19 protein-coding genes and 5 pseudogenes are annotated in these 20,019 nt (G+C 68.0%); 16 read left to right on the top strand and 8 right to left on the bottom strand.

Going from position 1 to position 20,019, the window contains the following annotated elements; genetic code table 11:
* Positions 1-55 precede the first annotated feature (55 nt).
* Positions 56-454: pseudogene (locus OG953_RS02215) on the top strand (nucleotidyl transferase AbiEii/AbiGii toxin family protein); the annotation flags it as partial.
* Positions 455-544: 90 nt separating this feature from the next.
* Here OG953_RS02215 and OG953_RS02220 read toward each other — a convergent pair.
* Positions 545-814 carry a hypothetical protein gene (locus OG953_RS02220; RefSeq protein ID WP_405682150.1) on the bottom strand — a complete coding sequence of 90 codons (270 nt, stop codon included), beginning with the start codon at positions 812-814 and terminating at the stop codon, positions 545-547.
* 257 nt (positions 815-1,071) lie between these two features.
* On the opposite strand from OG953_RS02220, the pseudogene OG953_RS02225 reads away from it, so the two are divergent.
* Positions 1,072-2,087: pseudogene (locus OG953_RS02225) on the top strand (IS5 family transposase).
* Between the two features lie 146 nt (positions 2,088-2,233).
* On the top strand, positions 2,234-2,554 hold the full coding sequence (locus tag OG953_RS02230) for a hypothetical protein (protein WP_405682152.1): 321 nt from the start codon (positions 2,234-2,236) through the stop codon (positions 2,552-2,554).
* A 20-nt stretch (positions 2,555-2,574) separates the two neighbouring features.
* Here the strand turns inward: OG953_RS02230 and OG953_RS02235 are convergent, their stop codons facing one another.
* The 3 genes and pseudogenes from OG953_RS02235 to OG953_RS02245 all read right to left on the bottom strand — a co-directional run bounded on the left by OG953_RS02235 (position 2,575) and on the right by OG953_RS02245 (position 5,085).
* On the bottom strand, positions 2,575-3,696 hold the full coding sequence (locus OG953_RS02235; RefSeq protein ID WP_405682153.1) for an IS630 family transposase: 1,122 nt from the start codon (positions 3,694-3,696) through the stop codon (positions 2,575-2,577).
* Between the two features lie 106 nt (positions 3,697-3,802).
* Positions 3,803-4,797: pseudogene (locus OG953_RS02240) on the bottom strand (IS5 family transposase).
* Between the two features lie 9 nt (positions 4,798-4,806).
* Positions 4,807-5,085: a MarR family transcriptional regulator gene (locus tag OG953_RS02245; RefSeq protein WP_405682154.1), complete on the bottom strand. Its 279-nt coding sequence runs from the start codon at positions 5,083-5,085 to the stop codon at positions 4,807-4,809.
* On the opposite strand from OG953_RS02245, the gene OG953_RS02250 reads away from it, so the two are divergent.
* A complete protein-coding gene (locus tag OG953_RS02250; protein WP_405682155.1) occupies positions 5,071-5,478 on the top strand; it encodes a VOC family protein in 408 nt (135 codons plus the stop codon). The two genes, OG953_RS02245 and OG953_RS02250, sit on opposite strands and share 15 nt — an antisense overlap.
* Positions 5,479-5,588: 110 nt before the next feature.
* Here the strand turns inward: OG953_RS02250 and adhP are convergent, their stop codons facing one another.
* Positions 5,589-6,602 (bottom strand): alcohol dehydrogenase AdhP, encoded by a 1,014-nt coding sequence (adhP, locus tag OG953_RS02255; protein WP_405682156.1) that lies wholly within the window; start codon positions 6,600-6,602, stop codon positions 5,589-5,591.
* A gap of 185 nt (positions 6,603-6,787) precedes the next feature.
* Complete coding sequence (locus OG953_RS02260) at positions 6,788-7,339, bottom strand: GH25 family lysozyme (RefSeq protein ID WP_405691572.1); 552 nt, start codon at positions 7,337-7,339, stop codon at positions 6,788-6,790.
* Positions 7,340-7,529: 190 nt separating this feature from the next.
* On the opposite strand from OG953_RS02260, the gene OG953_RS02265 reads away from it, so the two are divergent.
* From OG953_RS02265 to OG953_RS02280, 4 genes are all read left to right on the top strand, one after another.
* Entirely contained in the window at positions 7,530-8,189 is a 660-nt protein-coding gene (locus OG953_RS02265) for an NADPH-dependent F420 reductase (protein WP_405682157.1), read from the top strand.
* Positions 8,190-8,595: 406 nt separating this feature from the next.
* Complete coding sequence (locus OG953_RS02270; protein WP_405682159.1) at positions 8,596-8,715, top strand: LysR family transcriptional regulator; 120 nt, start codon at positions 8,596-8,598, stop codon at positions 8,713-8,715.
* Positions 8,716-8,719: 4 nt separating this feature from the next.
* Entirely contained in the window at positions 8,720-8,905 is a 186-nt protein-coding gene (locus OG953_RS02275; RefSeq protein ID WP_405682161.1) for a hypothetical protein, read from the top strand.
* 95 nt (positions 8,906-9,000) lie between these two features.
* The gene (locus tag OG953_RS02280; RefSeq protein WP_405691574.1) at positions 9,001-9,543 is read left to right on the top strand and encodes a LysR substrate-binding domain-containing protein; all 543 of its coding nucleotides are present in this window, start codon (positions 9,001-9,003) and stop codon (positions 9,541-9,543) included.
* Here OG953_RS02280 and OG953_RS02285 read toward each other — a convergent pair.
* Positions 9,503-10,867, bottom strand: coding sequence for a radical SAM protein (locus tag OG953_RS02285; protein WP_405682162.1), 1,365 nt, complete (start codon positions 10,865-10,867; stop codon positions 9,503-9,505). The two genes, OG953_RS02280 and OG953_RS02285, sit on opposite strands and share 41 nt — an antisense overlap.
* Positions 10,868-11,024: 157 nt before the next feature.
* Positions 11,025-11,870, bottom strand: a complete 846-nt coding sequence (locus OG953_RS02290) for a pentapeptide repeat-containing protein (protein ID WP_405682163.1) — start codon at positions 11,868-11,870, stop codon at positions 11,025-11,027.
* 153 nt (positions 11,871-12,023) lie between these two features.
* Here OG953_RS02290 and OG953_RS02295 point away from each other — a divergent pair, with 153 nt between their 5' ends.
* The 8 genes and pseudogenes from OG953_RS02295 (at position 12,024) to OG953_RS02330 (ending at position 20,014) form a co-directional block, all read left to right on the top strand.
* The gene (locus OG953_RS02295; protein ID WP_405682164.1) at positions 12,024-12,623 is read left to right on the top strand and encodes a hypothetical protein; all 600 of its coding nucleotides are present in this window, start codon (positions 12,024-12,026) and stop codon (positions 12,621-12,623) included.
* Positions 12,623-13,069 carry a hypothetical protein gene (locus OG953_RS02300; protein ID WP_405682165.1) on the top strand — a complete coding sequence of 149 codons (447 nt, stop codon included), beginning with the start codon at positions 12,623-12,625 and terminating at the stop codon, positions 13,067-13,069. Before OG953_RS02295 ends, OG953_RS02300 begins: the two co-directional genes overlap by 1 nt.
* 27 nt (positions 13,070-13,096) lie before the next feature.
* A pseudogene (locus tag OG953_RS02305) lies at positions 13,097-13,885 on the top strand (FAD-binding oxidoreductase); the annotation flags it as partial.
* Positions 13,886-14,010: 125 nt separating this feature from the next.
* Positions 14,011-14,503, top strand: a pseudogene (locus tag OG953_RS02310) (hypothetical protein).
* An 88-nt stretch (positions 14,504-14,591) separates the two neighbouring features.
* Positions 14,592-14,819, top strand: a complete 228-nt coding sequence (locus OG953_RS02315; RefSeq protein ID WP_405682167.1) for a hypothetical protein — start codon at positions 14,592-14,594, stop codon at positions 14,817-14,819.
* Between the two features lie 429 nt (positions 14,820-15,248).
* Positions 15,249-16,415 carry an L-rhamnose isomerase gene (gene rhaI, locus OG953_RS02320; protein WP_405682168.1) on the top strand — a complete coding sequence of 389 codons (1,167 nt, stop codon included), beginning with the start codon at positions 15,249-15,251 and terminating at the stop codon, positions 16,413-16,415.
* Positions 16,416-16,473: 58 nt separating this feature from the next.
* Entirely contained in the window at positions 16,474-18,519 is a 2,046-nt protein-coding gene (locus tag OG953_RS02325; RefSeq protein WP_405682169.1) for a bifunctional aldolase/short-chain dehydrogenase, read from the top strand.
* Positions 18,520-18,535: 16 nt separating this feature from the next.
* On the top strand, positions 18,536-20,014 hold the full coding sequence (locus OG953_RS02330; protein ID WP_405682170.1) for a rhamnulokinase family protein: 1,479 nt from the start codon (positions 18,536-18,538) through the stop codon (positions 20,012-20,014).
* The last annotated feature ends 5 nt before the right edge of the window (positions 20,015-20,019 follow it).

The raw sequence follows: 20,019 nt of genomic DNA on the forward strand, positions 1-20,019 counted from the left end.
CTGTACAGACCCCTACCGGGCAGGGGAGCCCGAATTCGACGGTGAGGCCGAAGAGATGGGCCGGGCCTGGCACGGGGCGCGGCGCACTGCTCTGGATACGGTGCTCGCGGCCGTCGCGGACGGCCCGTGGGGCAAGCATCTTGTGCTGCGTGGCAGCGTGTTAATGGCCACCTGGTTCGGGGAAGCGGCTCGTGAACCGGGCGACCTGGACTTCCTCGTCGTGCCTCAGGACTGGGCCATGGACGGTCCCCGGACCTCGGGTCTGTTCGACACGATCGCCCGGGACGCTGCAGCCGCCGCCCGTGGCTCCGTCCGGATCGATGCGGCCGGCATGGTGACGGAGGACATCTGGACGTATGGCCGGGTTCCGGGCCGCCGTATGCTGCTGCCCTGGACTGCACCCGGGGTGCCCGGCGGCACCGTACAACTCGATGTGGTGTTCAACGAGACCCTGCCCGCCCCGGCAGCTGTCACTGGACGTACTGCGCTGATGAGCGACTCCCCAGGTCTGTCACCGGGCCGGCTCCCGGCGCGGCTGCTCGGTTCAGCCGGCCTGGCCGATCGCGCTGCGCAGCATGGCGACTGTCGTCGCTGCCGCCGCGCGCTCCGCGCCGTCCTCCGTCGCACGCACCCGCTCCTCCAGGAGCACCGCGGCAGCCTGGAGGACTCCCACCCGGACCGGAACGCTCTGCATGGCCGCCAGTACGGCCGCCGCGTGCTCGGCCGGAGTTGCGGTCGCGGCCTGCGGAATGAGGGTGGAGATTCCGCGCCCGAGCGCACGGTCACGAGGCGGCTGAGCCGCGGCTGTGGTCACCCGGGAAAGTCTGCCGCACCGGACTCGGGGAATCGCTCAGCGACCTGACCGCGGTTCTTCGGGCCCTTCGTGGACATGGGCGTGGACTCGTCTCAACAGGGTCGCCAGCTGCGCCTGTTCGGGGCCGGTCAGGGGGGCGAGGAGTTCCCGCTGCACAGTCAGGTCCTCGGCCTGCAGGTCCGCTAGGGCCTGTTCTCGGTTGTGATCAAAGTCGGGTTTTGGCCCCGTGCGGGTTGGCGGCCTGGTAGGACGTTCGTGTGACGCGTGCGCAACTGACTGACCAGGAATGGACGTTCATCGAGCCCTACCTGCCGATTGGCAGGTTCGGCCCGTACCCCGAGCGGCTGCGTGAGCAGTTCGAGGGGGTGATCTGGCGGTTCCGGACCGGCAGTCAGTGGCGTGAGATGCCCGAGCGGTTCGGTGCCTGGCAGACCGTCTACCAGCGGTTCGCCCGGTGGCGGGACGCGGGCGTCTTCCAGGCCCTGCTGGAAGGTGTGATCGCCGAGGCCGCGCGACGGGGTGAAGTCGACATGTCCCTGGTCAGCGTGGACTCCACCACCGCGCGGGCTCACCAGGACGCGGCCGGTATGCACCTCGACGACGAGGTCATGGCCACTCTGGAGGAAGCGGCCCTCGAACAGGAGGAGCCGGTCCGGCAAAAAGGGGAACACCCGAGGAACAGAACGGGCAGACCAGCGAAGGCGACCCCGCCCGGGCCGAGCGCCGGCGCGTCCGACGACAGCGCAAGGCCCGGCTGGGGGCCGCCCTGCTCGGCAGATCCCGCGGCGGGCTGACCAGCAAAATCCACCTCGCCGCGGACCGGCGCTGCCGCCCGATGGCACTTGTCCTGACCGCCGGACAGGCCGCCGACAGCCCTCAGTTCGTCCCTAACTTGAACAAGGTGCGGGTCCGACTCCCGGTCGGCCGTCCCCGTACCCGGCCCGACGCAGTCGCCGCCGACAAGGCCTACTCCTCCCGCGCCAACCGCGCCCACCCGCGCAAACGCCGCATCAAGGCAGTCATCCCGGAGAAGAAGAACCAGGCCGCGAACCGTAGGAACAAGGGCAGCCGGGGCGGTCGCCCCGTCACCCACGACACGGATCTCTACCGCGACCGCAATACCGTCGAGCGCGCCATCAACAAGCTGAAGACCTGGCGCGGCATCGCCACCCGGTACGACAAAACTCCTGAGAGCTACCTCGCCGGAGTCCACCTTCGCGCCACAACGATCTGGATCGCCAGCCTATTGATCACAACCAAGAACAGAACCTAGTGCTGTGACCGGATTGGTCCGCCGGGTCGGCGGTTGGAGCGGTTGGAAGGTGGAAGCTGCAGCAGAGCCAGGACCGCAGGCACTGGCCGCACACGTAGCGGACCTGCTGGCTGGAACTGGTGCACACCGGCGGGGACAACTGGCGGGTGACCGCCAATTGGTGCTCGTGGCTGAAGGCCGACTTCACCGCCTACCTCACCGCCGAGGAAACAGCAGACTTCGCCGCGCGGATACTCTCTCAGCTTTGCGCCCCGTCGGGACACCGCTTCTCAGCGGCGGTGACTCCCGGACGCAACAACCCGCTGACGCTGAATGCCGAACCTGTCGGGGACGGTTTCGCCTTCTTCGTGCGCCTGACACCCAACGGTGACGACGATGTGTGTCACCTGCAAATGGAAATCGATCCGATCGACGCCACCGAACTTCGCGGCATGTTTGATGTATTGCACGCGTCCTTGACGCTCTGACCATAGATTCACCCGTCTGGTCAGGCTGCAGCTTCAAGAGGGCGTCCGCCCCAACGGATGCCTTTCTCGCTGCGGATGCGGGCCCGTTCCTTACGTTCGGCGGCCAGAACATCGCGGTGGCGGGCGTTGGCGTTGCGCCACCGCAGGTAGGCGTGCAGGGCCCGGGTCTGCACGGTGTGGTTGGGGTGGTTGGAGTTGGCGATGGTGAACTGCCTCAGCGGTCCGAAGTGCGCCTCGATCGGGTTCGCCCAAGACGCGTAGGTCGGAGTGAAGCACAGCTCGACCTTGTACTTCTTCGCCCAGCGTCGGATGTCGTCGCCTTTGTGGGCGGACAGATTGTCCAGAACCACGTAGATTGGGGCGCCGTCAGGCCGGGCGGCGCGGATCGACTTCAGTGCGGCCAGCGTGTTGGCGGCGCCTTTCTTGCACCGGTTGATGCCCCACAGGGTGTCATCGCCGATGGAGTAGCAACCGTGGAAGTACCGCACACCGTGGGTTCGGTGGTAGTTGGCCGGCAGCCGGTCGGGGTGTTTCCGCTGAGCCCAGCAGCTGCCGCCGGTGGGCCGGATCCCGAGCGGGCCGAACTCGTCGAACGCGAAGACCCGGTCCGGGAAGCGGCCCACGACCTCCTCAATCCGGTCCAGCTTCGCATCGCGCTCGGAGTCCGGGGACTCCTTCCACGTCTTGGTCCGCTGGAAGGTGACACCGCGGCGGGCCACCAGGCACCGTAACGCCTCGCGGCCGATCCGGATTACGCGGCCGTGCACTTTCCGCAGGTAGGCGGCGAGTTTGCGGATGGACCAGCAAGTGAAGGGCTGGCCGAGCTTGGCCGGGCGGGTGGTGGCCGTCTGGATGACGAAGTCCTCATCGTCAGGGCTGAGCAGGCGGGGACGGCCTCCCGCCCACTGAGGGTCCAGGCAGGCCAGGCCGATCTCGTTGAACCGGTGGATCACGTCGCGGACGGTGTCCTCGTCGGCCTGGACCAGCTTCGCGATCACCGGGACCCGGTTCCCGCCGGCCGAGGCCAGCAGCATCATCGCGCGCCGGTAGCGCACCGAACTGGTGCAGCCCCGGCGCACGATCTGCTGCAGCTTCTGCCCCTCCTGGTCGGTCAACCTGCGCACACGGACAGGCTCAGCCACCACACCCCCAGCCATCGGATCGGACGTCACTGCACATCCAAGCGCCACGATTCCCAACCCGGCGAACCAATGCGGTCACGGCACTAGGGCGTGTTCCAGGTTCGGATCACGTGGGGCGGAGACTCCGGAGCCAGATGATCGATCCGCGTAGGTGGAGTCCGGCGAGGTAGCTGGAAGGAGTCTTGTCGTAGCGGGTGGCCAGCCCTCGCCATTCCTTGATCTTGTTGATGCCGCGCTCGACGGTGTTCCTCTCCTTGTAGAGCTCGGCGTCGTGGGAGAGGGGGCGGCCGCCTTTCGAGCCTCGCTTCTTGCGGTGGGCGGCCTGGTCCTTCTTCTCCGGGATCACCGCCTGGATCCGGCGTTTACGCAGGTAGGAGCGGTTCGCGCGGGAGGAGTACGCCTTGTCGGCGGCGACGGCCCCGGGGCGGGTGCGGGGCCGACCGACCGGCCCACGGATCCTGACTCGGTCGAGGACCCCGGCGAAACGCGGACTGTCGGCCGCCTGTCCCGGCGTCACCACGAACGACAGCGGGCGGCACCGCCGGTCGGTGGCCAGGTGCGTCTTGACCGTCAGCCCGCCCCGCGAGCGCCCCAACGCGGCAGCTTTCAGGCGGGCCTTGTGGCGGCGGCGTATCCGTCGCCGTTCGGCACGTAACGCTTCCTCGACCGGGTCGCCTTCGGCCGTCACCTGGGCGGATTGTCCCTTTGCTGGAGCCCCTTTTCCTCCTCGGCGGCTTTCACCAGTTCCTCCAGGAGCTCGGGGTCGACGGCCATGCCGGCCGCGTGGTGATGCGCGCGTGCGACGGTGGAATCGACGCTGACCAGGTCCAGATCGGCCTGTCCTCGCCGGGCCGCCTCGGCGATCATCCGCTCCATCAGCGTCTCGAAGGTGCCCGCAAGGGCCCACTTCTGGAAGCGGCCGTAGACGGTGGACCAGGACCCGTAGCGTTCGGGAATGTCGCGCCACGGGCTCCCGGTCCGGAACCTCCACATCACCGCGTTCAACTGTTTACGCAGGTCAGGGATCGGTCCGCTCACGCCGAGCGGCAGGTGCGGCTCGAACAACTCCCACTCTGCATCCGTCAGATCGCCTCGCGTCACCCCGGATGTCTACCGTCCCGAGCCACTCCGGCGGAGCGATTTGACCCAACAGTGATCTGAACCTGGAACACGCCCTAGCATCGCGCGGCCCGCCCGGGTGGGCGTTACGGTCACCCGGCGGCGGTCGGTGGTGTCGCGAGCCCGGTCCACGAGTCCGGCCACCGCCAGATCGTCCACGATCTTGACCATGTCGCTCCGGTCGATCCGGAGCCGTGACGCCAGCTCTCGCTGCACATGAGGACCGAAATTTTCACCTACTAACTGGAGCACGTCATGGATGCCTTGCACCCGCGCCTGTTGGTCAGCAGGTTCACGGATTGCTTCCGCTTCTACGATGCGGTGCTGACCGCTCCGATCGGGGCGACCCGGGCCATTGGCAGCGAGTCCGGCCCGTACGCACACTGGGACGCCGACGGTCAAAGGGTGCTGGTGCTCTTCGACCGCGGTGCGATGGCGGCCGTCGCCGGGACCGCGGGCCTGCCGGGCGAGGCACCGCCCGCCCAGGACCGTTCGATGTTCGTCTGCCGGGTCGCCGATGTCGATGCCGGGCTGGCGCACTGTCTGGAACACGGCGCTTCACCGGTCGCCGGTGCGTGCGGCCGACCGTGCTGGGGCCCCACGCTCCGCACCGCACATGTGCGCGATCCCGAGGGCCACCTCATCGAGTTGCAGTCGTACTGAGCGACCCCGGCGGCGCCTGTCCGCACCCGGCCGAGAACACGGACCAGGCACGGACAAGAGCGCGGACAAGCATCGTTGGCGGCTCTGTACGTGTGCGGTTCAGAACAGGTTCAGCGCATATCGAAGACGAGACGACCTGACACTTTGCCCTTCAGTACTTCGTCGATCGACGCGTTGACGTCCTCAAGACCTCGGCTCTCGCGGACGACGCGTGTGCGGCCGAGCCTGTGCAGTTGGAACACCTCGGCGAGATCCTCACGAGTTCCGACGATGGAGCCGATGATCTTCGTACCGTTCAGCACCGTCTCGAAGACGGGCAGTTCGAGCGCACCCTCGGCGGGGAGCGCCACCAAAACCAGCGTGCCACCCCGGCGCAGCGCACTGTAGGCGGCGCCGAACGATGCATTGCTCACGGCCAGCGAGATGGCCGCGTCGGCTCCACCGAGCCGGTGAGTCTCCTCTGCAACATCCTGGACCCGGGCATCGATGACATGGTCGGCGCCCAGTTCGCGGGCGAGGGCCAGCTTCTCGTCGGTGACGTCGACGGCGATCGTCTCGGCGCCGAAGATCCGCGCGTACTGCAGAGCGAGGTGGCCCAGACCACCGATGCCGGAGACGAGGGCGCGCGTGCCCGGGCGCGCGCCGGACAGTTTCACGGCCTTGTACGTGGTGACGCCCGCGCAGGTCAGCGGTGCCGCGTCCAGCGGGTCGATGCCGGCGGGTACCGGCACCACGTACGTTCCGTGCGCCAGTGCGTACTCGGCATGACTGCCGTCCACGGAGTAGCCGCTGTTCTGCTGCTTCAGGCAGAGCGTCTCCCAGCCGGAGACGCAGTAGTCACAGTGTCCGCACGCCTCTCCGAGCCAGGGGATGGCCACCCGATCCCCCACTGCAAGATGCGTGACCTGTTCACCGGCCGCTTCGACGATACCGATGCCCTCGTGGCCCGGCACGAACGGCGGGCTGGGCTTGACCGGCCAGTCGCCCTTTGCGGCGTGAATGTCCGTGTGGCACAGCCCGGAGGTCTCCATCCGCACCAGGACCTGGTGCCCGGCCGGCGTCGGCACGGACCTCTCCTCGACCACCAGCGGCTCGGTGAAGCTGCGGACAACGGCGGCTTTCATGGATTACTCCTCCGCTTCGATCGCGCACGTCCGGCTTAGTGGCCACCCTCCACCATCACAGAGGGGGACGGAAGCCTCGAAACAGAGTATTCCAGATGGCCGGATTTCACTTTTACGTGCCCTATGCCCGATGTTCGATGCCACGTGCTGCGTGCCCGATCGCCGGCCGCGCGGCCCCCGCGCCGCTACCCGTCGGCCCAGTCACGCATGGCGGTCCGCGAGGAGAAAGCGGCGACGTCCTTGTCGAGCGGCTGGTCGGTATACTGATGAATGCGCCAGGACGCCTCGATCCTGGGCTTCCCCGCGGTCACGTAGTCGGCTATCCACAGGCCGTCCCCTGCATACGACGTGGTGTCGTGATGCAGCCAGAAGTAGCGGTTGCAGTACAGCAGAACCTTGTGATGGGGCCTCAAGCGCTTGACCTCACGGATGAAGCGGTCCTTCTCGGAATCGCTCGCCCGCGTGCCCTCGCCGTTCTCTTCCCAGTCCACGGCGAGCAGATCACCCGCCTGCTCCGGAGCCTTGCTCACGAAGTACTCCGCCTGCGCCGTGATGTCGCCCGGCCAGAGAAAGTGGTAGAAGCCGACCACGCATTCTGCGTCCCTGGCACGTTTGACCTGAGAGGTCAGATGCGGATTGACGTACGAACGACCCTCGGTGGCCTTGATGAGGACGAAGTCCAGTCCGTCCGTGTCGAAGGACGACTGATACGAGCTGACATCGACGCCATGCAACATGGGCACCGCCTCCAAGCGGGCTCGGTAATTCCGTTCCTCTTCCTGTACGTGCCCGCAGTCATCCGGTCCCATCCTCCCGGTGAACGGGCGAATCGTTTTGCGATTTCCCGGAATATGGACCCGCAGTGGGTAGTTGGTGAACCGGCGAGACCACATCACGTACTGCAGGAACCATCGGAAGGTCAGATCCATGAAGATCGGCATCATCGGAGCGGGCAACATCGGCGGTAACCTCACCCGGCGCCTCACGGCGCTGGGCCATGACGTTTCCGTCGCCAACTCGCGCGGTCCGCAGACGCTCACCGCGCTCGCCGAGGAGACCGGAGCCACCCCGGTCACCGCCGCGGAGGCTGCTCGGGAAGCCCAGGTCGTTGTCGTCACCGTCCCTGTCAAGGCCGTCCCCGCTCTGCCCTCCGGGTTCCTCGACGGGGCCGCAGAGGGGGTCGTGGTCATCGACACGAACAACTACTACCCGCAGCAGCGCGACGGCCGCATCGCTGCAATCGAGGACGGTCTGGCGGAGAGCCGGTGGGCCGAGGAACAGATCGGTCACCCGGTGGTCAAGGCGTTCAACGGGACGTACGCGCAGGACATCCTTGCCAACGGCCTCCCGAAGGGCAGCCCCGGCCGTCAGGCGCTGCCGGTGGCTGGTGACGATGCGGCAGCCAAGCAGGTCGTACGCGACCTCATCGACGAGCTGGGCTTCGACACCGTGGACGCGGGCGGCCTCGACGAGTCCTGGCGGCAGCAGCCCGGCACGCCGGTCTACGGCCATCAGGGCGATGCCGAAGCCGTCGCCAAGGCGCTCGCCGAAGCGTCCCCGGAGCGCACGGCGGAGTGGCGCGCCTGACGGCACGGGGCGCCGGCAATCAACGGGTTCATCCCGGCGCGGTCGCCGCGTGCACCGGACCGTCGAGAGCCCGACGGTCCAGTACATGCGCCCTACAATCCGGTCCCGCCGCCCATGACCCCCAGTCGCCGAAGTCGGTGCTGCGGCTGACTGTCTCCCACTCAAGAGTCTCGGCGCGCGCGGCATCGAGGTGGGCGTGGATCGCATCGGTCGCATCGTTGCCGAGCAGCAGCCGGAACGGCGTCTTCTCGGCGGCGAGGGCGGTGAGGACGGCCGCGGCGGCCTTGTCGGGGTCGCCCTCCTGATTGCCGTCCGAGCTGGGGACCTCACTCAGTTGTGCCAGCCGGTATCGGGCGGTCCAAGACAGAGTCCTTCTCGCTCCATAAAGACGATTTATGATCGCTGGATGGACCTGCGTCAGCTGACCTACCTCACCGTGATCGCCGAAGAGGAGAACCGCGGACGGGCCGCGCAACGGCTGTACGTCAGTCAACCGGCCCTGTCCTACGCCCTGAAGAGCCTGTAAGTCCTTGCTGGGTGTGCAGCTCTTCGACCGGCACGCCGGTGGCGTGTCCGCGACCGCTGCCGGGCGCAAGGTGATTGCCGAGGCCCTGCTCACCGTCAGTCAGTCCGAGCGGGTGACCGCCGCAGCGCAGCGGCACCGGCGCGGAGACTGGCGTGCTGCGGGTGGGATTCGAGGCGAGTGGTGCGGGTGAACTCACCACCCGGGCGCGGGCCGAGTTCGCACGGCGCCACCCCGTAATCCGCGTGGCGCCGAAGCCGGAACGACTGGGGTCAGGAGGCTGCGGCTCTGCGTGAAGGGCTGGTCGACCTGGCTTTCGTATGGCTGCCCAACGACCTGCCCCGGCTCTGCATCGAGGTGGTGCAGACAGAGCCACGGGTCGTTGGGCTCCCGTCCGGACACGCGCTCGCGGACCGCGACGGGATATCCGTACTCGCCGTGCGTGACGAGCCGCTGATGTGGACCGAGCGGGCGCCGCGCGAATGGGTGGACTGGTCGGCGGTCAACCCCCGCCCGGACGGATCGAGTCCGCAGTGGGGACCGACCAACGACAACGTCGAAGAGATGCTGGAGCAGATGGCGGAGGGCTCCGCCATCTGCTTCGCACCGCTGAGCATGGCCCAATACACCCGGCCCGATCTCTCGTGGGTGCCACTGACCGATGTCGAGCCTGTGCGAACCGTGCTCGCCTGGGGCGACGGCACGGACCACGTCCTGGTGCAGGGTTTCGCCCGGGTCGTACGTGAACTGGCTTCCGCCGCCCCGGTGGTGCCCGACAATCGGCCCAGTACTACTGAACGTCGTCCGGACAGGCCGGAAGACTGTCCATGAACGAGCTGACGGAGAAGACTGCGCGCCCCGGGCCGGGCGGGCCGTAGCCAGGGGGCGAGCTGAGCCCGTACTCCTCCATGGTCGCGCGGTAGGCGTCCAGCAGGCGGATGTGGTACTCCAGCGGCGCTCCGTCCGGGTTGGTCTTTCCGAGCGGGGTGGTGGGCTCCGGGCACCAGGTGGTGAATCGCGGAGTGATGCCGTGCGACATGAAGAACCGCAGGCCCTCGGTGGTCGAGTCGATGGCCTCCTTCACCGTGGTGAAGCCGAAAGGCTCGGCCATCTCCACGCCCGCCACGAAGTTGGGGATGACATTGCGGGGGCCGAAGACCTCGGCGGAGTCCAGGATGCGGCGGTGCCACTCGTCGCGGCCCACGTAGCGTTCCTTGCCGGGGCAGTAGAGCTCGAACAGCCGGCGGTCCCACACCTCGTAGTTGGGGTGGTAGATCTGGACACCGTAGTCGTGGAAACGCTGCACATCGGCCTTGGGCAGGGCCTGGGCGACAACCTTGCCGATCCATCGACCGGGGAAGCGCTCCTCGATGGCCTTGGCGTACTGCCCGTAGAAATCGGCCTCGTCGCGGCCGCCGATGTGAGAGGTGATGGCACCGCCGGTGAGGGTGTAGGCGGTGGAGGTCTTCGCGGCGTCGTACTTGTCGATGATGGCCAGTGCCTCCAGGACCTCCTCGACCGGCTTCACACCGGTGTACGGACGTCCCGCCGCCTTGTGTTGGCGCCAGTTGTGGTTGATGTCGCAGTACTGGCACTCCTCCTTCGCCCCGAAGTACTGGCAGACCCGGAAGACCGTCAGATAGACGAGGTAGCCCCACTGGATGGTGGGCGCGACTTCCATCACGGACTTGCCGTTCTCAAGGGTGTGCCGGTAGTAGTCCGGCATCGGCGGCAGACCGACGTCGGAGATCCGCCTGTCGTCGAGGTACAGCCCGAGCACGCCCTCGTCATCGACCGCGACGCGGTACGGGGACGCCGGGTTGACCCGAACCGACACCACGGTCCTGCGCAGTTCGTACGGACCTCCGGTGAGCACGATCTCCTCCGGCGGACGGCGCAGTGCGGCCGCGCCGAGCTCGGGGAGGGTTCCGTGGTCGAACGAGAAGATGAAGTACGACTTCGGCTTGACATCACCGCCCTCGTTGTCACTGAGGGCGGACTCGTCGAACGCCACGCCGCCGCGCAGCAGATCTTCCTTGATGACGGCTTCCCGGGGCACGTGCGGGAACTGCTCCATGAGCCGTTCGATCAGGCGGGTGCGGTTCCCGTCGGCGCGACTCTGCTCTGTGCGGCGGCGGTCGGTACTGCTGGGCATGTGCGGGACTCCTCGGTCCGGTCGTCGAAGGCGTTCCGGGTACGCCACACTGTGCAACGAACCACGGGCGTCGGCCGTGCCCCGCCGCACCGGCCGATTCGTTCCGGCCCGGCGGAGACGGTGTCCGGGCCGTCAGAATCGCGGTCCGGGCCGGAATTCACCCGTGCCAGTGCGTGGGGCGGCTGAGCGAGGGCGGGAGTTTCGTCGTCGCGTCGCCCCTGGTCGCATTGAGCTGAGCCTGAGTGAGGAAGAGACTTCCGGTGAGGTCGGCGCCGGCCAGGTCGGCGTCCCGGAAGTCGGCCCCGATCACATCGGCCAGACGCAGATCGGCGCCCTTGAGGTCAGCTGCGATGAGGTACGCGCCCCGCAGATCGGCACCCTGCAGATCGGCGCCTCTGAGCCGGGCTCCGATGAGGTCGGCGCCGCGGCGGTCGCGCTTCTTGTTGCGGGGCGCCGTGGCTCGTACGAGTTCGCTGGTACGGAGCAGCAGGGCGGCCACGTCGTCGCGGTGCGCGGCCACATCCAGGTCCGTGAACGCGTCCGCCGGGAGATGGGTGAGGCGCTCCGTTTCGTCGAGGGTGCGGCGGATCTCGCCGTGCAGGGAGCGCGCCGGCTCCAAGGACAGCGCTTCCGTCAGATACCAGAGGAGTTCATGGAGCTGTCGCATGACCGGGAACACCTGGAACATCTGCTGGGCGGTCTGCGGGGCCCGGCGCCAGTCCTGCCCGTCGAAGGTCTCGTGGGAGACCTTCTGGCCGGCTCCGAAGCAGTCGTACACGGTGCAGCCGGGGAAGCCCTCGGTCCGTAGTTCGGTGTGAATGCCGCATCGGAAGTTCTCCTGCAGATTGCGACAGGGCTTACCGGCATCCTTGTTGATCGCGAAGTCCGCGGACCGGGTCAGGGTCAGTGCGACGCAGCACAGCCCGAAACAGTTCGCACAGTCGGCGCGCAGCGAAGCACGATCGGTGCGGTCGGTACTGGGGCCTTGGACATTGTCGGACACAGTGCGTGGGTCCTCTGGGGTATGGAGCTGTCGGACGATCGACCCTATCGGGATCCGTCACCCGTACGCGCCGATTTCGTGATCGCTCCCGGACGCCCAGGCCACCGTAGCGTCCGTTTCGCCCTGTTCCTTTGGCGAAAAAAGTACTTCTCCATGCATGTACGTACATCGTCTGCCGTCTCGCTCTCCTCCGCGTCCCGCCGGTGCCCGCTCATCCGCAGACTGGTCGTCACCCTTCTCCTTCCGCTGCTCACCGTGGCGGGCAGCACACTGTTCGCCCCGGGGACGGCACTGGCCGTTCCTGCCGTCGCGCCATCGGCCGGCGTCGTGCACGCGGCCGTGACCGGTCCGGACACACCGTGCACCAGCAGCGATCCGGTCGTCTGCTCGATCCGCGAGATGACTCCGGAGGAACGGGCGGAAGCTCGCGAGATCCGGATCCGCTACCACCAGCTGCTCGACTCCATGGAGCACGTCGAGGAGCGGATGCGCGCCGAAGGCCGTTCCGACGAGGACATCGCCCGCGTGCTGGTCGCCATGCGCAACGAGGCCAAGGACATCACACGCGCAGGCATGTCGCCGGAGGCCGTGAAGGCCCTCGAGGCACGCAACATGGCGAAGTACGGCAACCCGCTGGGCCCGACGGCCGACCAGCAGTTCGCCAGGTACGGCAACTGGGCGGCGGTCATCGACGCGGCGACCCGCAGCAATGCCGCGATCGACCAGGAGCTCGGTCTGGAGCCGCGTCGCTGATGTCCGTGACAGTGCTGCAGGACTACGACCGTCATGGCAAGGTGTGGGCGCTGGACCCCGCCTCCGGGCTCCTCACCCCGGCCTCCGGCCGCTGCCACGGCTTCGTCCATGTGCTGCCGCACCGCACCGGCACCGTTGCCGCCCTGTACGCCGTCGATTCGGTTCTCTGGCTGCAGTACGGCGAACACCGGTGGAATTGCGAAAAGGTGACCGTCCGGCACGTGCAGCAGCCGGACGGCACCCGCACCTTCGCCGTCGACAGTCCGCCCGATCCGCAGTGGCAGGCGCACCTGCCCCCGCCGGACACCGGTCCCTACGATCCGGCGTACGACTGGACGGACACCATCGCGGACAATTTCTTCCTCTGGGTCGACGAGCGGCTGGCCGACGCACGCCGGCGGGCCGTCCTGCGCGATCACTTCCTGCGGGGCTTCGACCCGGCTTGACGCCGACGGCGGAACGCGCACACGCACACACTCCGGCTGCGCCCGGCACGGCCGCAGGAGCGGACCGTGGCGGGGTACTTCTCGTCGGTGGGGCGGGAGAGGCGGTGAGCGCCGTGACGGCGTCGGGCGTGATCCCCTCGGCACTCGAACTGGTCGACCGTCACTGTCTCGCCGCTGTCGACGCGTGGAAGATGAGGCTCTCCGCCTACGCGGACGTTGGTGCTGCTCGGTCGGGTCGACACCCCGGGCGCCGAGGGCGATGCCGAGTCCGAACTCGTGCTGGACTGCTTCGAGCGGGCGAGCGCGACCTGGGCCGTGGTCTCCAGGGACCAGCAGGAAGCCGATGCGCTCTTGCAGGCACGGCGGCCGGCCTACCCGGCGCTGGAACGGCTCGGTCCGGTCCTGACCGAGGACGTCTGTGTACCGCGGACCGCGGTACCCGAGATGCTGGCCGGATCGGGAAGACAGCGGCCCGGCACGACATTCTGGTGGCCAACATCACCCTTGCCGGGGACGGCGACCTGCACCCGCTGATCACCACCCCGCCCGGTGACGAAGCCGCGCGTGCCCGTGCCCAGTTGGCGTTCGAGGACATCCTCGACAAGGCGATCGCGCTCGGCGGCACCGTGACGGGCGAGCACGGGGGTGGGACTGCTGACGATGCGCGGCATGAACAAGGAACTGGGTTCCGCGGTGCTGGGCATGCATCACGCGGTGAAGGCGGCGCTGGACCCGCACGGCATCCTCAATCCGGGCAAAGTGCTCGGCGGGGCCGGGTCGTCGCCGTCCGGTGAAGGGGACGCTCCGCGGGCGTAGACAGGGCGTTTGTGCGGCGGCGGGTTCGGCAGCCCGGTCGGGACAGTCGGATGCCTCGCGCCCGAGCGGTTGTCAGTGGGGCGACGCACACTGGCAGCAGTACGGCACGGGCGAAGGGGACGCTGATGGGCACCGAGCACGAGACCGGGTTCGAACCGGCCACCGGGGACGGCCCGAGGTACCCGGCACCGAACGGAAAGCGTGGCGCCTCGGTACGGACGGCGTTCGAGGGGGATGCTGCAGATCCGGCGGCTGACGAACACCGGGCACGCGAGCCCGGAGGGCGTACCCGCGCAGTGGGAGACCAACCAGCCGATACGGGCCATCGCCCTGGCCCTGGAGGCGTCGGGCCTGGCCGCCTCGGCCGTTGACGACTCCGGCCTGCGTACGGCGACCGGGTACCGCCTGGAGCAGGGTGAGGTGCCGGGCAGCGTAAGGGTCGAGTGGCTCGGTCCGCCCGGCAGCGGGGCCGCCCACGCGGAGGAGGGTGAGCTGGCCCGGTGCGCGGCTGTGCTGCGGGAGTTGGGCTGGACGGCGCTGCTGTACCGCGGACCGCGGCGCAGAAGGTTTCTGGAGGTCGAACCACCGGCCGGTGCCCGACGGTCGAACGGCGGCTAGTGGGCGGCCTCGCGTCGCTGTGGGAGTGCGTTGTCAGACCCATGGGGGATGCTGGTGGGTCCGACACCTCTGACCGGGAGATGCTGAGATGCGCAATGACGAACTCGCCGCGGCCCAGGCGTATGTCCGACTGCTGGAGGCCACTCGGGCCGCGCTCGCGGAACCTGACGAGGGCCCCTTGTACGTGCCATTGCTCGCCTCGCCGATCGCGGAGGCCGATGGCGCGCTGGAGCGTGCGGGGCTCTGCGGCAACGAGTCCCGGTTCTTCGATCTCGTGCGCTCGCTTCAGCCGAGCATGTCCGGCAGCGGTCGCTGAACGAATCTGCTGAACGGCACCGCGGTTGCGGTGTTCTCCATCGCCGGGCGGACCGGGACGGAAAGTCCCGCCCCGTCCGGCGGTCAGCGGTCAGCGGTCAGCAGGCATAGCCGTCGTCGCGCCGTCGCTCTTCACCTCGTCGCTCCGATGCGCCACCATGCTCTGAACGAGTAGGCGGGCAGGGCGCTCTCAGGACCACCCCGAGCGCACTCGATGCCTGTCGGTCCGAACCCAATCGCTCGTCCCGTGGTCAACCCGTCTGCGAGTGCACCCGATCCACCTATGGGGTGAATTGATTCAAGCCGGGAAGGGAACACAACTGGCCGCTTGACTGGAGGCTTGTGGCAATCCTAGCGTAGGTTCCAGATGAAACGATTCACATCGCCGAGCGACCACCGGTCGCTGGATGACTCCGCTTGTGAGGTGTTCATGTCTGATGTGTCGGCCGTCAAGGCAGCTCTGAAGTCCCAGGTGATCGAGACACCGTCGTGGGGGTACGGGAACTCCGGGACGCGGTTCAAGGTGTTCGCGCACCCAGGAGTGCCGCGCGACCCGTTCGAGAAGCTGGAGGACGCGGCGCAGGTGAACGCGTTCACGGGTGTGGCACCGAAGGTTTCGTTGCACATTCCGTGGGACAAGGTCGAGGACTACTCAGCGCTGACCCGGCATGCCGAGGATCTCGGGCTGCGGATCGGTGCGATCAACTCCAACGTCTTCCAGGACGACGACTTCAAGCTGGGATCGGTCACACACCCCGACCCGAAGGTGCGCCGCAAGGCCACAGACCATCTGCTGGAGTGCGTCGACATCATGGACGAGACCGGGTCCCCCGATCTCAAGCTCTGGTTCTCCGACGGCACGAACTACCCCGGGCAGGACGACATCGTGGCCCGTCAGGACCGGCTCGCCGAGGCGCTGGCCGAGGTCTACGAGCGGCTGGGCGACGACCAGCGGTTGCTGCTGGAGTACAAGCTGTTCGAGCCGGCGTTCTACACGACCGATGTGCCGGACTGGGGTACGGCGTACACGCACTGCCTGAATCTCGGCCCGAAGGCTCAGGTCGTCGTGGACACCGGACACCACGCGCCAGGCACCAACATCGAGTTCATCGTGGCGTTCCTGTTGCGTGCGGGAAAGCTCGGCGCGTTCGACTTCAACTCCCGGTTCTACGCCGACGACGATCTGATGGTCGGGGCCGCCGACCCGTTCCAGTTGTTCCGGATCATGCACGAGGTGGTCAAGAACGGCGGCATGAAGCCCGAGACGAACGTCAACTTCATGCTCGACCAGTGCCACAACATCGAGGCGAAGATCCCTGCCGTGATCCGGTCGGTCGCCAATGTGCAGGAAGCGACCGCCAAGGCATTGCTGATCGACATGGACGCGCTGAGCGCCGCGCAGCAGTCCGGCGATGTGCTGGCCGCGAACGGTGTCCTGATGGACGCGTACAACACCGATGTCCGTCCGCTGCTCGCCGAGGTGCGTGATGAGATCGGGCTGGCCAGGGATCCGTTCGCCGCATATCTGGCCTCGGGCAATCAGGAGCGGATCGCGGCCACCCGGGTCGGTGGCGAACAGGCCGGCTGGGGCGCCTGAGCCCCCGTCCCTTCCCCCGTCCGACCGATTCAGCCCGACCCGACACCGAAGGAATCTCATGACGTCTGCGACCCACGCCGAAGTCGCCGCGCTCCTGGAGCGCGCCCACCGGATCGGCTCCGATGCCCGCAACACCAACTACGCAGGCGGCAATACATCGGTCAAGGCCACCGCCACCGACCCGGTCACCGGCGGCGAGACCGAGTTGCTTTGGGTGAAAGGGTCCGGTGGTGATCTCGGCACGCTGACCGAGGCCGGTCTCGCCGTGCTGCGCCTGGACCGGGTGCGCGCGCTCAAGAACGTGTATCCGGGGATGGAGCGCGAGGACGAGATGGTGTCGGCGTTCGACTACTGCCTGCACGGCAAGGGCGGCGCCGCTCCGTCCATCGACACGGCGATGCACGCACTGGTCGAGGCCGCGCATGTCGATCATCTGCATCCGGACTCGGGGATCGCGCTGGCATGCTCCGCCGACGGTGAGAAGCTCACGGCGGAGTGTTTCGGCGACAAGGTGGCCTGGGTGGGCTGGCGCAGGCCCGGGTTCCAGCTCGGTCTGGACATCGCCGCGGTCAAGGAGGCCAACCCGCAGGCCGTCGGTGTGATCCTCGGCGGCCATGGCATCACGGCCTGGGGCGAGACGTCCGAGGAGTGCGAGCACAACGCACTCTGGATGATCCGCACCGCTGAGACATTCCTTCAGGAGCAGGGGAAGGCGGAGCCGTTCGGCCCCGTGTGGGCCGGCCGGGAGGCCCTCTCCGAGGAGCAGCGCCGGGAGCGAGCCGCTGCGCTCGCCCCCCTGATCCGCGGTCTGGTCTCAACCGACCGTCCGCAGGTGGGCCACTTCACCGACACGGAGCCCGTGCTGGACTTCCTCTCCCGCACCGAACACCCGCGGCTCGCCTCGCTCGGTACCTCGTGCCCCGACCATTTCCTCCGCACGAAGGTCAGCCCACTGGTCCTCGACCTGCCCGCGGACTCCCCGCTGGACGAGGCTGCGGCACGCCTGAAGGAACTGCACAGGGAGTACCGGGAGGCGTATCGCGCGTACTACGAGCGTCACGCAACCCTCGACTCCCCCGCGATGCGCGGCGCGGACCCGGCAATCGTGCTGGTGCCCGGAGTCGGCATGTTCTCCTTCGGCAAGGACAAGCAGACTGCCCGGGTCGCCGGGGAGTTCTACCTCAATGCCATCCATGTGATGCGCGGCGCCGAGGCCGTCTCCTCGTACGCGCCGATCGAGGAGTCCGAGAAGTTCCGGATCGAGTACTGGGAACTGGAGGAGGCCAAGCTGCGCCGGATGCCGAAGCCCAAGCCACTGGCCACCCGGGTGGCGCTGGTCACGGGGGCGGGGTCCGGCATCGGCAAGGCCATCGCGCACCGGCTGGTCGCGGAGGGGGCGTGTGTCGTCGTCGCGGACCTGAATGCGGAGAACGCCTCCTCGGTGGCGCAGGAGCTCGGCGGGCCCGACAAAGCTGTCGCGGTGACGGTCGACGTGACCAGTGAGGAGCAGATCGCCGGGGCGCTCAAGGCGGTGGTGCTCGCGTTCGGCGGTGTGGATCTCGTCGTGAACAACGCCGGGATCTCGATCTCGAAGCCGCTGCTCGAAACCACGGCCCGGGACTGGGATCTTCAGCACGACATCATGGCGCGCGGATCGTTCCTGGTCTCGCGTGAGGCCGCCAGGGTGATGCGGGCGCAGAACCTCGGCGGCGACATCGTCTACATCGCGTCGAAGAACGCGGTTTTCGCGGGCCCGAACAACATCGCCTACTCGGCGACCAAGGCCGATCAGGCTCACCAGGTGCGGTTGCTGGCGGCCGAGTTGGGCGAGCACGGGATCCGGGTGAACGGCATCAATCCCGACGGTGTGGTGCGCGGTTCGGGGATCTTCGCGGCCGGGTGGGGTGCCCAGCGTGCGGCGACGTACGGCATCGAGGAGGAGAAGCTCGGCGAGTTCTACGCCCAGCGGACCCTCCTCAAGCGCGAGGTGCTCCCGGAGCACGTCGCGAACGCCGTCTTCGCACTGACCGGCGGGGACCTCACGCACACGACCGGTCTTCACATTCCCGTCGACGCCGGTGTGGCGGCGGCATTCCTGCGATGACCCGGATGAGAGTCCCATGTCTGTGACCTCACCAAGCGACGCGGTCTTCGCGGCCGTGGACCTCGGTGCCACCAGCGGCCGGGTGATCACCGGCCGGGCCGGTCCCGGGAAGCTCGTGCTGACCGAAGCGCACCGCTTCCCCAATACCCCGGTCCGGCTGCCGGACGGCCTGCGGTGGGACGTGCTCGCCCTGTACCAAGGGATGCTGGACGGTCTGCGGACCGCTGCGCGCAGCGGTCCGATCGCCTCGGTCGGCATCGATACCTGGGCGGTCGACTACGGCCTTCTCGATGCCGACGGGGCACTGCTCGGGCTGCCGTTCCACTACCGCGACAGCCGTAACGGCCAGGCAGCCGAGCAAGTGCTGGCCGAATGCGGGGCGCAGGAGCTGTACTCCGTGAGCGGCTTGCAGCATCTGCCGTTCAATACGGTGTTCCAGCTCGCCGCGCATCATGCGAGTGCCCACTGGAGTGCGGCACGGACGATGCTGTTGATCCCCGACCTGCTGGTGCACTGGCTGACCGGAACGGTGGGCGCGGAGATCACCAACGCGTCGACGACAGGCTTGTTCGATGCATCTGCCGGGACCTGGTCCGACGCGCTGATCGGCCGACTGGGTCTGGAGCGTTCCTGGTTTCCGCCACTGCGTGAGCCGGGTGACCCGGCGGGGACACTGTTGCCGCATGTTGCCGAGTACACGGGGCTGCCGGCCGGTACACCGGTGACGACCGTCGCTTCGCACGACACGGCGTCGGCGGTCGCCTCAGTGCCCGCGGCCGAGCCCGGATTCGCTTATGTGTCCTGTGGCACCTGGTCGTTGGCAGGTCTGGAACTGGCGGCCCCGGTGCTGACGAAGGAGTCCCGGGCGGCAAACTTCACCAATGAGCGCGGGGTGGACGGCACCATCCGCTATCTCCGCAACATCATGGGCATGTGGCTGCTGGAGGAGTGCCGCCGTGCCTGGGACCGGCGGGGTACGGCTCCGGGCCTGGCCGAACTGCTCGCAGTGGCGGCCCGTGCCCGGCCGTTCGCCGCGTTGATCGACCCCGACGACGCGACATTCCTCGCTCCGGGTGACATGCCGTCGCGCATCGACGCCCATCTCGTACGGACCGGACAGAAACCGCCCCACACTCCCGGCGGGTATGTGCGGTGTGTGCTGGAGAGCCTGGCGCTGGCGCATCGCAGGACGCTGCGGCAGGCCGCCGGTCTTGCGGGGCGGGAGCTGACCCGGATCCATCTCGTCGGCGGGGGTTCACGCAACGAGCTGTTGTGCCAGTGGACCGCGGACGCCACCGGCCTCCCGGTCACGGCCGGTCCCGCCGAGGCGACCGCGCTCGGGAACGTACTGCTGCAGGCACGCGCCCATGGCCTGGTCGGCGATCTCATGGACATGCGACGACTCGTCGCACAGACGCAGGAATTGCGCCACTACACCCCGCAGGGAGATCAACGGGCCTGGGACCGGGCTGCCGCAAGGGTGGAGCCGTCCTGAGTCCT

The sequence above is a fragment of the Streptomyces sp. NBC_00057 genome, from assembly GCF_045041165.1.
Taxonomy (GTDB): domain Bacteria; phylum Actinomycetota; class Actinomycetes; order Streptomycetales; family Streptomycetaceae; genus Streptomyces.